This is a genomic window from Sphaerospermopsis sp. FACHB-1094, assembly GCF_014696195.1.
GTDB lineage: Bacteria > Cyanobacteriota > Cyanobacteriia > Cyanobacteriales > Nostocaceae > Sphaerospermopsis > Sphaerospermopsis kisseleviana.
This window is the reverse complement of the sequence record NZ_JACJPT010000130.1, coordinates 1-13,790: the sequence shown is the minus strand read 5'-3', so window position 1 is coordinate 13,790 and position 13,790 is coordinate 1. Positions and strand designations below refer to the sequence as shown.

Genomic DNA, 13,790 nt, shown 5'->3' with positions numbered 1-13,790 from the left:
TGTTTTGATGGATAAAAGCATTTGCTGATGTCAACACTATACTTTATTATTTAATTCTGACACATTTTGCCTAATTTTTTAGTCAACTTATTCCATGTATACGTCAAATACTTGTAGTTTGGTATGTACTTGTATAGGTTTGTCTAGTAAATTGTCAACTTAGGACAAGCTCTAATGCTAAAGGTACATCTTGACGTGGCCATGCTTCCAGGAATGTCTGCAAGTCATCCAGTAACGCAGGTGAGTAACTCGGTGGTAGTTGGGCAAACATTGGACCCAAACGCTTACCTAATGGTTGCATTCTCTTTAAAAATGCTAACGCTTCAGGAATATGGGGTTGCAGTAATTTTTGATGGGTAATATCTCGCGGTAACTTTAGGCAAAACTCAAACCCCGGAGGTGTTTCTGTCATCCAACGGGTAACGGTTTCCGGGTTAGGAACAGCGTAAAAAGTGGTATTACCTTCTACCGTGGTAAAACGACGACTGTAAAGATGCAAAAAGTCCGTGGTGCGAGTTCCAGAGGGGTAAAGTTCGCCCACCCAACCTTTATAAGCCCAAACTGCACAACCGATGAAAAATTTCACAAAACCAGTTCACAAAACCAAATACTATCTGATCTGATTTAATTCTATAACTAGGTATTGGCTTTGATAATGTTTGATGATGTTTGATGATTAATTTTTGCCACTACCTGCTAGGATTGTATCAAGATTCTATAATAATGAGTACCAAATAAATTGGTATATTTTTGGTAAACTTATGCCCAGAAAAGAACAAGGTTGGGTAACATTCCAAACCTCAGAGGAAGAACGGAAGATTTTAGAAGAGTTCTGTCAGCATTCTCAGCGCACTAAAACTGAGATTTTGCGGGAACTGGTACGCGGGTTAAATCAAAAACCTGCTGCATCTGCACCCAAAATATCACAACCAACCCCCCAAGAGAAGGTAGAAACTCAGACTGTTGAGATAGAAAATATTATTCCCAAGAAACCATTAAAAGTTAGTTCTCGTAATGTTTTAAAAGGAGTGGTTAAACGAGTAACTACCGGAACTGTTAACAGTGAAATAACTTTAGAAATTGTACATAAAGTTGAATTAACTTCAATCATTACTAAAGTATCCGCAGAGGAATTAGGATTAGTTGAAGGTGCTGAAGCTTATGCTGTGATTAAATCAAATGATATTGTCATTGCTAAAGATTAAATGTCAGCATTCAGCTATCAGTAATCAGCAATCAGCTTAAAGCTATAATGTGGGTAGGTTAAGCATTAAATCAAAAAGTTGCCCAATTTTACGATAGACATTTACTTCCTAAAAATTAGTCGGTTTTAACCGACTTTAGCTATTAGACAGGGAATTTATTCCCTGGCTAAATAAATGGCTATGGTAATTTAATGTTATTCTATGCTTCCACCTTCACACCCTTCCAGAAAGCAATATAACCTTCTATATTTTTCGCTTTCTCTTTGGTGCTGGGATAGTACCAAGCTGCATCTTTGTTAACTTGTCCATCTACTTCAATGGTGTAGTAACTCGCAACTCCTTTCCAAGAACAAGTGGTGTGAGTATCACTGTCTTTGAAATATTGTTTGTTAATAGCGTCAGCAGGGAAGTAATGGTTTCCTTCTACGACTACGGTTTTATCGCTTTCAGCTAAAATAGCACCATTCCAAGTTGCTTTCATAGTGAGGATTGAAAAAAAAGTTAACAATTCTTATTGTGACATCTAAATTGAGAATTTGAACTCATAAATTCTTCCCCATTTTTCCTATGATCTTTTTTTGTTGTCGCTAATGATACATTAATCAACCATCCGTAAAAAGCTAGAAAATATATAAAAAGCTGACAATAATTTTATATATATAAAATTATCTCACGCCCATAATATATGCTATTTTTTCTACTTCTACTAAACCTTGACGTTCTAATTCATAAGCAATAAAGGGATATCTTCTTTTCAAAAAGTCTAAAGAATACTCGTTTTTACAATAATCTACCAGCTTATCTGAACGCCCCAATCGCCACGTTTCTTCATTAAGTTTTAGTTCTTTAATTGTATAAATTACTCTTTTTTTTAGTGGTTCTAAAAGATTAGGATTAGGTTTAATAACCATAGAAGGAAAATCAAGAATAAAACTATCTATCGGTAAGAAAAAAGGATCTATAATCTCTTCTTTTGTTCCTTTGTTAGAGTTAATTTTTGAGCAAATAAGGCGGAAATTATCCCATTCATAAGCTAGTTCAGGTTTAACACTTTTAGGAATAAAATGATCAACTGCTGGACTACCTGTTTGATAAGGAATCCACTCTGCGGAATATACACAAATATGATTACAAGCTTTGTATAAATCCGGTAATGCCCTCCGCCAATAATCACGATTTGTCCAATCTTTTTTTTCAGGATTAGGAACTTTACTTAAAAATTCTTCACCTTTTTTTCTAACTTTTTCATCAAAATCATCAGGTTCAGGCTGGGGTTTAATCGGAATCACAAATCTACTCCATGCTGTTCTGCAAAATAAACCCACCTTGGCCAAAATCTATCATCTTCTGATAAATACCTTGCCAAATCATTTGATACTCTTGCCACATCTTCCGAATTTGGATTATCTGATAATTGTAAAACTTTTGCTGCTTCTATAGCCTTCTCTGCTTCCAAAGAACGCGCATGACGCAATTTGAAAACATCAGACATTAACCAAGAGTCTACCACACCTTGACGGATAAAAGGAAGTTCTTCAATTTGGACTTCATTCCCTAATAAATCGCTTTTCACTAGTTCTAGACTAAATAGCTTATCAACTCTTTCATCAAATCTAGGTTCTACAGATGCCATAACTAGAGGAGAATGAGTAGCAACCATAATTTGCACTTGTAAATCAGATGCTAAATCATCTCTCACATCTAACAAAGCAGGTAAAATAGCCCTTTGCCATTGGGGGTGAAGATGTGCTTCTAATTCATCTACTAAAATAACCATTCTCTTCTGTGGTTCTCTGCGGATCAGTTTTGATTGAATTTTATGTTCTTCCCAAGCCCAAACTATTAAATATGCCATTGTAATTATCCTCTGTACTCCTGCGGAAGCATGAATAATGGGAACAGTTCCATAAGGATGTTCTATGGTGGGAATTTCTCTAGCATCATAAGGAAGTCTGACAGGTTCACCTGGTTTTAAAATTCCTAAATCTCCTTCAGAGGGAGGTGATAAACGTGCTAATACTTCTTCTAAGGTATTAAATGGATATTTATCTGGTCTACTTTGCCATTGAGTCCAATCTTGTAATAATCCATTAATAAAAGTATTGCCATTTTCATCTTTCTGACCATTCCATAACTCCTCTTTTGTAAACACAAAAGGAAGTGGTTTTTTATCAATATTTCTAATACGTGATGAAGATGATAAATATTGTTTTGCTGTGTCCCATACGGCAAAAGAACCATCTACTCTGGCATAAATTAAAAGACCTGGAATAGTTGAGCGATTTTTAATTTCATTCCATCTTTGAAGTTGCCAATCATAAGAAATACTCTCTGTATCAGATTCAGAATCTCCAGAAATTGTGAATGTAATTACAGGTTCATCTTCAGTTACAGTTGGCATTGGATATGCTGGTAAATTTGCCCACTGTCCAGTTAAAGCCCACCACACACATTCTAGTAAAAAAGTTTTACCTAATCCATTATCACCTGTAATTAAACTCAGTCGTTCTGCTGGTTCAAAACAAAGTTTTTTGGCAGCACCTACACCTTGTATTTCTAAATAAGTTAAAGTACCTTCTTCTGGTAGAATATCTGGAGGTTTACCAATAACAGTTTTTAATTCTTTCCAAGAAACTACTGTATCTTGAAAAAGCTGATTTTGGTTAATTCCTTCAGGAATTGAAATATCAAATAATTGATGAATTTCTTCCTCATTCAACCAAAAATCATTTTTAAAATGTTCAATAATATCTTCTGGTGTTGTTTCAGATGACCATTCTTTTTCACGATATAGCCAAACCGCTAAATGAAAAGCAGGAATTAGTTTTTTATTATATAACAAATATTTTAAAAATCCAATATATTTATCTTTCCATCCCCATTCTTCTTCTAGGATTTTATCAGAGATCAATGCTTCTATAAATAGCGTTATATGAATATCCTTTATGATAGACTTGACATATTTGTCAAGGTTCAACCATCTATCTTGATTTTTTGATAAACGGAAACATCTATAAGAAAATTTTGATCCTTTACAGGGTTGATAGTATCTTTCTAAGAAATCTTTAATTTCCGAATATAAAGATAATTTAATAGTAGTACCTACTGGCAATTGTAATTGCTTAAATTTTAAAAAAGTAATTCCCGAAAAAGAATCTACCTTTTCCAAATATTTAAGAGACTCTCTAATCTGTTCAATACTAATAAACATGAGTTTATCCAGTTCACTTTTTTAAATTAATCTGAAGAAATTACAGGTTAAATTCTTTCACAAGATAGTAAAATTCAAAAACCAGGGTAATTACTGATAAAATCCTCATCTTCATCCTGTAGATCCTAAAATACTGTACTTCGACTTACTTCGACTGCGCCCTTCGACACCGCCCTTCGACACCGCCCTTCGACACCGCCCTTCGACACCGCCCTTCGACACCGCTCAGGACAGGCTCAGGACAGGCTCAGTACAAGTCGCTCAGTAACCAGAAATCCTGATATGGCTAACGCCACGCTTCACTATCAGACAATCCTAGTTTATAATTATAGCCACTATTCCCCGTTGTGTAACCAGCGTGAGTTAAAATTTTCATATCCTTATCCCTGCGTGAACAAACTGCACACACATTTACCATGCTTCAGTATCCCCAACTAGAAAAATCTTTAAAACATTACTTTGGTTATGACCAATTTCGCCCTGGACAACGGCAAATTATTGAAGATGCTCTACAAAATCGGGATTTAATGGTAGTCATGCCTACTGGTGGGGGTAAATCTTTATGTTTCCAATTACCTGCACTTTTAAAACCAGGTTTAACAGTAGTGGTATCACCATTAATAGCATTAATGCAAGACCAAGTAGAAGCACTGAGAAATAATAATATTGCCGCCACATTTCTTAATAGTAGTCTCAACACCTATCAAGTTCGCTCCCGTGAAGAAGCAATTATGACTGGTAAAGTTAGATTATTATATGTTGCTCCTGAACGGTTAGTTAGTGAAAGATTTTTACCGCTTTTAGATGTAGTTAAAGAAAAAATTGGTCTGGCTAATTTTGCTATTGATGAAGCTCATTGTGTGTCTGAATGGGGTCATGATTTTCGCCCAGAATATCGGCAATTAATATTATTAAAAAAACGTTTTGCTCATGTCCCAACTATCGCCTTAACTGCTACTGCTACAGATAGAGTGCGAGCAGATATTATTCAACAATTAGGATTAAAACAACCAAGTATTCACATTGCCAGTTTTAATCGCCAAAATCTTTATTATGAAGTGCGTCCTAAAAGCAGTCGTTCATACAGTGAAATCTTAGAAATAGTCAGAGAAAATGAAGGTTCAGGAATTATCTATTGTTTAACCCGAAAAAAAGTTGATGAACTAACTGTTAAATTACAAAATGATAAAGTTGCTGCTTTACCCTATCATGCAGGTTTAACTGATGATGAAAGAAGCAAAAATCAAACTAAATTTATTCGGGATGATGTGCGGTTAATGGTAGCGACTATTGCTTTTGGTATGGGTATTAATAAGCCAGATGTGCGGTTTGTAATTCATTCAGATTTACCTCGTAATTTAGAAAGTTATTATCAAGAATCAGGACGTGCAGGAAGAGATGGTGAACCATCACGGTGTACTTTATTCTTTAGTTTTGGTGATGTGAAAACTATTGAATGGAGTATTAACCAAAAAACCGACCCCCAAGAACAATTAATAGCTAAACAACAACTTAGACAAGTCATAGATTATGCTGAAGGAACAGACTGTAGAAGAACAATTCAATTAGGTTATTTTGGGGAAAGATTTCCCGGAAATTGTGGTAATTGTGATAATTGTCGTTATCCCAAACCTGTGCAAGATTGGACTATTGAAGCAATGAAATTTCTATCTTGTGTAGCGCGGTGTAAAGAAAGATATGGCATGAGTTATATTATTGATGTGTTACGAGGTGCCAAAACTCAAAAAATCACTTTGAATAAACATGATCAATTATCAACTTATGGTATAGGTAAAGATAAAACTGCTGATCAATGGCGAATGTTAGGGAGATCGCTTTTACATCAAGGTTTATTAGAACAAACTAATGATGGTTATTCGGTGTTAAAACTGAATGCTTTAAGTTGGGAAGTAATGCGAAAACAACGCCAGGTTTCTATTGCTGTTCCTGTTTCTCAAAGATTAAATTTAGTAGATGTGAATAGTAAAGCTTTGGATGTGGAACTTTTGATGAACAGGTTGCGAAGTTTGCGGAAACAAATCGCCGATGAACAGGGTTTTCCACCTTATATGATTTTTCAAGATTCGACTTTAAAATTAATGGCACAAGTCAAACCTAAAACTTTAGAAGAATTTGCTAACTTGGATGGTGTAGTTAGTTATAAAGTCAGTCAATATGGGGAAAAGTTTTTATCAGTAATTCAATCCCATTGTCAAGAACAAAGTTTTCCACCACCCAAAAATACAGATCATTACCCAACTGATACGGAATCAACTACCTTGGAATTATATCAACAAGGTTTGAGTATTCAAGAAATTGCTGCAAAACGCAATGTAAGAACTACTACAATTATCCGTCATCTTTCTGATTTAATCGAAAAAAATCAACCTGTAGATTTAAATTTGTTAGTACCTTTAGATAGACAAAAGAAAATTTGGCAAGTTATAGATGTTTTGGGTGATATTTCTTTAACTCCTATTAGGGAATATTTAGGAGAAAGTTATAGTTTTGATGAAATTCGTTTAGTTAGAGCTAGATGGCGTAAAGAAAATAGAAAATAACGATTATTAAGTTAACTTCATTTGATGAAGTCTAGGCATAGTCAGCCTAAGAAACATCCTATTCCTGAAATTATTATTTTACAGCAAATTTCAGGTAAATGAGATACAACATTGAATCTTGAAAATATTGTGGTACGGGAATCTTGTTTGCCACAGGTGTACCTCAATCAGATAAAATACGCTGTTTTTTATCTTAACAACTAATTTAATCAAGCGTTGTCTATCTTAAAAAAAAACTGGGAATTTCTGGAATATGTTCTGATGTAGGGACAGTCATCTCAGTAATCTTTTGTTCTTCCTGATTTATTTGCGTCTTTTTCACAGGAAGTATGACAGATAAAAATTTAGGTAAAACCAAACAGACAACCGTATTTAACAAAGTTATAAGTATGCCATCTATTAAACTCATAGATCATTCTCCCTTTGTGAAACTTGGTTGCTGGTCTGATCTAGTATGAACTATAACTTTGATCTTAGGGCAATTATTCGATTTTGAATTTCTTTTGCTGTATATAAATAAATCAAATACTTTACATAACTAATTATAACTTTAAAAAACTTAAAATTCAGAGGAAGAGGTAAAGGAAAAAGCAAAAACCTTTAACCTTTCCCCAAACCAAATAAGCTAAATAAGCTAAATAAGCTATTTATTCTCCCCAGCCAGGAGAACACCGAGAACAAAATTGAGGGCTAAATTTACAAAATTGGCTACCAGTCAAATGGTAAACTGTACAATAGGGAAAACTCGTAACTTCTACTTTAGCTGTATTCAATCGAGAATCTATCAGTGAAGGTTTAGGTAGTTTGGTTTTGCAAGACGACAGCATAGATAGAAACTTGGGCAAAGCTAGACAAGCAAAAGCATTGATGATAGTAATTAATAATGCCTCAATTAAACCTATAGCTAATCACCTCCTTCAGAAATTAGGCAGTAATAATTCATAATTCATCATCTCTAGACTGTAGAGCAACCTGGTTTTTTGACTTATGCAAATAGGTTTGAGAGAATTAAGAATTATGAATTAGTAACTATGAATTGGTCATTGGGTAGCTGACGCAGTAAAATACATGGAACTATACCAAGAAAGAACCATTGCATTTAATCTATATAAATTTAGTTTAGCATAAGGTTTGGTCAATAGAACTGTGGAAATTGTGCTACTGTCATACACAGTCAGGAAAGCTGATATCTAATACTGTTATTAGAAAAATCACAAATTTACTAAACACTAAACACTAAACACTAAACAGCTAAGTGCTATGTCAAAAATACAACCTGATTCCTCTTTTTTATCCAACGTCACTGAGCGAGAATACCGAGCATTGCAAAGTTTGGCAGATTACACAAATGTTGAGTCGTTGCCAGAAATATGGACTTTGGCTGCCAGGAAATTTGGTAATATTGTTGCCTTGCATAACCCCCACGCAAAACCCGAAGTAAAGATTACCTATTCTCAGCTATCCTTACAAATTCAACGATTTGCAGCGGGTTTGCAGGTTTTAGGGGTGAATATGGGTGAGGATGAAACATCTGGCACTGGACAACGCATTTCCCTGATAGCAGATAACAGTCCGCGCTGGTTTATTGCTGATCAAGGGATCATGACTGCGGGAGCAGTAAACGCAGTGCGTAGCGCCCAAGCTGAAAGGGAAGAATTACTATATATTATCGCCAATAGTGGTAGTACGGGGCTGGTAGTTGAAGATATCAAGACATTCAAAAAACTAGAAGCTGGTTTGCAAGACTTACCGATTAAATTCGTAGTCTTACTTTCTGATGAAACACCACCAACAGCAGAAAATTATCAACTGCTCAATTTTACCCAATTACTAGACATTGGTAGCAACCAAACTTTAGTAGCAAATAAACCCAGCGGTGATGCCTTGGCAACCTTAATTTATACCTCTGGGACTACAGGCAAACCTAAAGGTGTGATGCTTTCTCATAAAAATTTGCTGCACCAAGTCAAGACCTTGGGAACTATAGTTCAACCACAACCAGGAGATATAGTCCTTAGCATTCTGCCGACATGGCATAGTTATGAACGCAGTGGAGAGTATTTTTTACTTTCTCAAGGTTGTACACAAGTTTATACAAACTTACGTTCAGTTAAAGAAGACCTGAAAGAATTTAAACCTAATTTCATGATTGCTGTACCCCGGTTGTGGGAATCAATTTATGAAGGAGTACAAAAGCAGTTCCGCAGCCAACCAGCCAATAAACAAAAGCTGATTAAATTTTTACTGGACATGAGCCAGAAATATATCACAGCGCGACGCATTGCCCAGGGATTGAGTTTAGATCATGTTAATGCCTCAGATATGGAGCGAATAGGGGCGAAAATAGTAAAATTAGCCTTGTCACCGTTTCAAGCACTGGGAGAAAAATTAGTTTATGCTAAAGTGCGAGAAGCCACAGGGGGCAGAATAAAACAAGTCATTAGTGGTGGTGGGGCGCTACCCCGACATATAGACAACTTTTTTGAAATTATTGGTGTAGAGATTTTACAAGGGTATGGTTTAACAGAAACCTCACCAGTAACAAACGCCCGTCGTCCGTGGCGAAATTTGCGGGGTTCATCAGGGCAACCAATACCGGGAACAGAAGTTAGAATAGTTGATCCAGAAACGAGACAACCCTTACCAGCAGGAAAACGAGGTTTGGTGTTGCTCAAAGGACCACAAGTGATGCAAGGATATTACAAAAATCCGGAAGCGACAAAAAAAGTCATAGATGCGGAAGGTTGGTTTGATAGCGGTGATCTGGGCTGGGTGACACCTCAAAATGATTTGGTGCTGACTGGTAGGGCTAAAGATACAATTGTTTTGACAAACGGGGAAAATATTGAACCGCAACCGATAGAAGATGCTTGTTTGCGATCGCCCTATATTGATCAAATTATGCTCGTAGGACAAGACGAGCGCAGTCTAGGAGCTTTAATTGTTCCCAACCTGGAAGCCTTAGAAAAATGGGCAGAAAGTCAGAATTTGAAATTAAGCACCCAAGATGATCATACTGGCTCAACCAGTCAAAAAATTGACTTAGAGAGTAAAATAATTCAGGATTTATATCGGCAGGAATTGAATCGGGAAGTCAAAAACCGTCCAGGTTACAGAGCCGATGACAGAATTGGACAATTCACACTAATTCTCGAACCCTTTTCCATTGAAAATGGCATGATGACACAAACCTTAAAAATTCGTCGTCACGTTGTCATGGAACGATATCGAGATATTATAAGAAAATTGAGTGAGCCAAAACCACCGAGATAAAGTATCGGAACTTGGTGGAGATACTTATCGTACTTTAGGCAGTGGATGTAGGCGAACGCACTGCCCATGCGTGGAGCAGTCATGATCCTGACTTATTTGCTTAGGGATTGACAGTTTCCCTAAATAATGCTATTTTTGCAACAGGTCGAGATGGTAATTAACGATGATTGTTTTCGAGTTCAAAGCCAAAGGCACAAAACAGCAATATCAAAGAATTGATGAGGCTATACGCATAAGCCAGTTCATTCGTAATAAGTGCCTACGGTTTTGGATGGACAATCAAAATGTTAAACCCTACGACCTGAATAAGTATACTGCTGTATTAGCGTCGGAATTTGATTTTGCTGAGAAATTAAATTCAATGGCTAGACAAGCAGCAGCAGAAAGAACAGCTTTTGCAATTAAACGATTCTTTGATAATTGTCAAGCTAAAATCCCTGGTAAAAAGGGATATCCTAAATTTCAAAAAAATAACCGTTCAGTTGAATATAAATCAACTGGATGGAAACTTTTAGATGACCGTAAGCACATTAAATTTATAGATAAATGTGGCATAGGTCAACTAAAGTTAATTGGAACTTGGGATTTACACTTTTACCAAATCAAGCAAATAAAGAGAGTCAGAATAGTTAAACGTTCTGACGGTTATTATGTGCAGTTTTGCGTAGATGCAGAACGAAAAATTGACACTACTCCCACAGGTAAAACGGTTGGATTAGATGTTGGTTTAAATAGCTTCTATACGGATTCTCAAGGGAATAAAGTTGATAATCCCAGATATTTGCAGAAGTCAGAAAAATCTTTGAAACGGCTACAAAAAAGAGTTAGTCGCAAAAAGAAAGGTTCTAATAATCGCAAAAAAGCTATTAACCGTCTTGCTAGGAAACACTTGCAGGTATCACGTCAGCGTAAAGACTTTGCTGTAAAACAAGCATTGTGCGTAGTTAAATCTCACGATTTAGTGGCGTTTGAAAAACTGCAAGTGAGAAATATGATTAAAAATAGCAAGTTAGCCAAGTCAATTAGTGATGTTAGTTGGTCGCTGTTTACTCAATGGCTAGAATATTTTGGGAAGATATACGGGCGTGTGGTTGTACCAGTTGCCCCACAATATACTGCTCAAAATTGTGCTAATTGTGGAGAAATTGTCAAAAAATCACTGTCAGTGAGAACTCATGTTTGTAACTGTGGGTGCGTTCTTGAGCGTGACCATAATGCGGCAATCAATATTTTGGCGAAGGCACTAAAACAGACTTGCTATGATTTAAGTACCGTCGGGCGGACGGAAACTTTTACCCTGAGCGCAGTCGAAGGGTTAACGCTTGTGGAGAGATGACCCTCTACCCAGATTTGGTAACAAGTTTGGGTAAGGTTGCTCATTAAAACAAGAATCCCCGTCTTTTTAAGGCGGGGAGCGTCAATGACGGAATGTTTGCCAAATAACTCCACTTGCAAACTATCAGAGTGAACGTAAAATTTTTATGGATGTATCCAACCCTCAATTACTTTTAAAGCGCGTCGTTAACGTCAAAGCTATTGTTACTCCTCTTTGGAAAGAGGAAGTACAACAGCAACTGCAAGCGCAGATCAACCAACTAGATCAGCAACTGCAACAGCTAGACATCGAAGGACAAAGAGCAATAACCGCCATTCAAAAACAGAGTTTACAACCACCAGGACCCCAAACCATACAACAAATTGACAATATCCAACTTCAGGTTAATCAAAAGAAAAGTGAACTGCTAGAGCAAAAAAACCAATTACTACAAAACCTTCAGCAAGTGCAGTATCTGGAGTTAGATCAAGAAGTTAACCAATTTCAAATGGAAGGCTTTTTCAAGATAGAAACTGGAGACAACCTCATTAGTAAAATGCAAGTTGAAATTGTCCTCCGTGATGGTGTAGTCGAAGAAATTCGCGGAGATGTTTAGTTATTGGGGACTGGTGACTGGTGACTGGGGACTGGGGACTGGTGACTGGGGACTGGTGACTGGGGACTGGTGACTGGGGACTGGTGACTGGGGACTGGTGACTGGTGACTGGGGACTGGGGACTGGTGACTGGTGACTGGTGACTGGGGACTGGTGACTGGTGACTGGTGACTGGGGACTGGTGACTGGGGACTGGGGACTGGGGACTGGGGACAGGTGACAGGTGACAGTGAATAGATAATTATTTATTCCCAATTCCCAATTCCCAATTCCCAATTCCCAATTAATCACAGTTTTGGGTCAAATTATTTTGGGCTGGAGTTTTTGAGAAACATTGGACTTGAGAACCAGCCCAGATAATTTCCCAGACTGGGGGTGAACTAACCAAGAGCGATCGCCCAAAGCGGCTCATCTCTACTCGATATTTAATTGCACTTACTGAATTAACTGAATTATTTTTTACTGGATTGAGTTTTGTAATTGTCACTAAAGCTTGGTTTGGTTGGGGATAAGCTACCTCTACTTGCGGCTTGACCTCTATAGATTTCACATCATCTAGAATATTTAAAGCCAGAGTAGCAGGGTCACTGCCTTGGAGAATAGAATTGATACTTTCTAAAGGAATAGTTTTATAATGAGAACGTTCAGGATAAGTCAGCAATGCTGATGAATCTTGTTCTACATATAACTGCTGCTGTTGTCCATTAGCAGTTCCAGTCATCAAAGCAGAAGGCTGTCGCTGCATCACATAAACCCCAGCAGCAGTGGCAAAGATGCTGAGTATCAAAATTAAAAGAAATTTGAGCTTTGCCGACATAATAATAGTATTGAAAGGGAAAGTTCCAAGAGTTTTAGATTTAACTCTCACCCCTAGTAACTGCTGATGAGCAGGTTTTGTGTTTGACACTCTGCGGTCTAAAGACACGCAGATTCTTTAAGACTTGCTCAAAAGGGATAGTCAATTATCCCCCTACGCGCTCAAAACAACTACCAGTACGACAGGTATTGCAATTGCGTTTACTTTTATGTTTCTTTGCTTTCCGAGTCCATCAAATTTTGGCGGTATTACACTCCATATTTGCCTTTGCTTGTTTACCCAGGCTGCGGTCAAATGCCGAGACGAGATAAATCAGGGGTTTCTCCTTATCAAAATACTTCTTCGTGTAGATGGTTATTCCTACTCGCAGTCCAATCATATCATATTCACGGCGAATAAATTCGCCGTTGGCACTTCCTCCACTGTAAGATAGCCAAGTGGCTTCCGTGCCTTTCGGCGATTTTCTTGTGACTGGGGACAGAGTGGAAAGTCTGTGTATGTCTTAGTTTTGTCAGTGGCTTACGGCACACTGCGCTATCAACTGAGTTCCTAAATACCTTGGTGCTTGCTACATATAGCAATCTTAGTTGCTATTGACGAACTATTAATGATTGCTTTATTTATAGACATCTACCTTTGTTTTGAGTTCCAATTGGCACTGTTAATTGATAATTGACAATTGATAATTGACAATTGGGAATTGGGAATTGGGAATTGGGAATTGGGAATTGGGAATTGGGAATTGGGAATTGGGAATTGGGAATTGGGAATTGGGAATTGGGAATTGGGAAT

General features: G+C 37.1%; 12 protein-coding genes and 1 pseudogene. 6 read left to right on the top strand and 7 right to left on the bottom strand.

Annotated elements, in window-relative coordinates:
• Window positions 1-169 precede the first annotated feature (169 nt).
• Window positions 170-586 (bottom strand): annotated as a pseudogene (locus tag H6F47_RS24035) (DUF72 domain-containing protein); the annotation flags it as partial.
• A gap of 175 nt (window positions 587-761) precedes the next feature.
• On the opposite strand from H6F47_RS24035, the gene H6F47_RS24030 reads away from it, so the two are divergent.
• Window positions 762-1,205 carry a molybdopterin-binding protein gene (locus H6F47_RS24030; RefSeq protein WP_190347656.1) on the top strand — a complete coding sequence of 148 codons (444 nt, stop codon included), beginning with the start codon at window positions 762-764 and terminating at the stop codon, window positions 1,203-1,205.
• 199 nt (window positions 1,206-1,404) lie between these two features.
• Here H6F47_RS24030 and H6F47_RS24025 read toward each other — a convergent pair whose 3' ends face one another.
• The 3 genes from H6F47_RS24025 to H6F47_RS24015 all read right to left on the bottom strand — a co-directional run bounded on the left by H6F47_RS24025 (window position 1,405) and on the right by H6F47_RS24015 (window position 4,416).
• Window positions 1,405-1,686 carry a DUF427 domain-containing protein gene (locus H6F47_RS24025; protein WP_187038386.1) on the bottom strand — a complete coding sequence of 94 codons (282 nt, stop codon included), beginning with the start codon at window positions 1,684-1,686 and terminating at the stop codon, window positions 1,405-1,407.
• A 184-nt stretch (window positions 1,687-1,870) separates the two neighbouring features.
• Window positions 1,871-2,494, bottom strand: coding sequence for a hypothetical protein (locus H6F47_RS24020; RefSeq protein ID WP_187038385.1), 624 nt, complete (start codon window positions 2,492-2,494; stop codon window positions 1,871-1,873).
• Window positions 2,491-4,416, bottom strand: a complete 1,926-nt coding sequence (locus tag H6F47_RS24015; protein ID WP_190651335.1) for an AAA family ATPase — start codon at window positions 4,414-4,416, stop codon at window positions 2,491-2,493. The genes H6F47_RS24020 and H6F47_RS24015 overlap by 4 nt, the downstream gene beginning before the upstream one ends.
• 416 nt (window positions 4,417-4,832) lie before the next feature.
• Here H6F47_RS24015 and recQ point away from each other — a divergent pair, with 416 nt between their 5' ends.
• Window positions 4,833-6,977 carry a DNA helicase RecQ gene (recQ, locus tag H6F47_RS24010; protein WP_190347658.1) on the top strand — a complete coding sequence of 715 codons (2,145 nt, stop codon included), beginning with the start codon at window positions 4,833-4,835 and terminating at the stop codon, window positions 6,975-6,977.
• A gap of 220 nt (window positions 6,978-7,197) precedes the next feature.
• Here recQ and H6F47_RS24005 read toward each other — a convergent pair whose 3' ends face one another.
• Window positions 7,198-7,386, bottom strand: a complete 189-nt coding sequence (locus H6F47_RS24005) for a hypothetical protein (RefSeq protein WP_096568044.1) — start codon at window positions 7,384-7,386, stop codon at window positions 7,198-7,200.
• 401 nt (window positions 7,387-7,787) lie between these two features.
• Here H6F47_RS24005 and H6F47_RS28685 point away from each other — a divergent pair, with 401 nt between their 5' ends.
• The 4 genes from H6F47_RS28685 to H6F47_RS23990 all read left to right on the top strand — a co-directional run bounded on the left by H6F47_RS28685 (window position 7,788) and on the right by H6F47_RS23990 (window position 12,181).
• Window positions 7,788-7,922, top strand: coding sequence for a hypothetical protein (locus H6F47_RS28685; RefSeq protein ID WP_277876985.1), 135 nt, complete (start codon window positions 7,788-7,790; stop codon window positions 7,920-7,922).
• Window positions 7,923-8,237: 315 nt separating this feature from the next.
• On the top strand, window positions 8,238-10,250 hold the full coding sequence (locus H6F47_RS24000; RefSeq protein ID WP_190651333.1) for a long-chain fatty acid--CoA ligase: 2,013 nt from the start codon (window positions 8,238-8,240) through the stop codon (window positions 10,248-10,250).
• Between the two features lie 163 nt (window positions 10,251-10,413).
• A complete protein-coding gene (locus H6F47_RS23995) occupies window positions 10,414-11,586 on the top strand; it encodes an RNA-guided endonuclease TnpB family protein (protein ID WP_199291282.1) in 1,173 nt (390 codons plus the stop codon).
• Window positions 11,587-11,731: 145 nt separating this feature from the next.
• Window positions 11,732-12,181 carry a YlqD family protein gene (locus H6F47_RS23990; RefSeq protein WP_096568038.1) on the top strand — a complete coding sequence of 150 codons (450 nt, stop codon included), beginning with the start codon at window positions 11,732-11,734 and terminating at the stop codon, window positions 12,179-12,181.
• Here H6F47_RS23990 and H6F47_RS23985 read toward each other — a convergent pair whose 3' ends face one another.
• On the bottom strand, window positions 12,182-12,472 hold the full coding sequence (locus H6F47_RS23985) for a hypothetical protein (RefSeq protein ID WP_206755159.1): 291 nt from the start codon (window positions 12,470-12,472) through the stop codon (window positions 12,182-12,184).
• Window positions 12,465-12,998, bottom strand: a complete 534-nt coding sequence (locus H6F47_RS23980; RefSeq protein WP_096568036.1) for a hypothetical protein — start codon at window positions 12,996-12,998, stop codon at window positions 12,465-12,467. The genes H6F47_RS23985 and H6F47_RS23980 overlap by 8 nt, the downstream gene beginning before the upstream one ends.
• Between the last annotated feature and the right edge of the window lie 792 nt (window positions 12,999-13,790).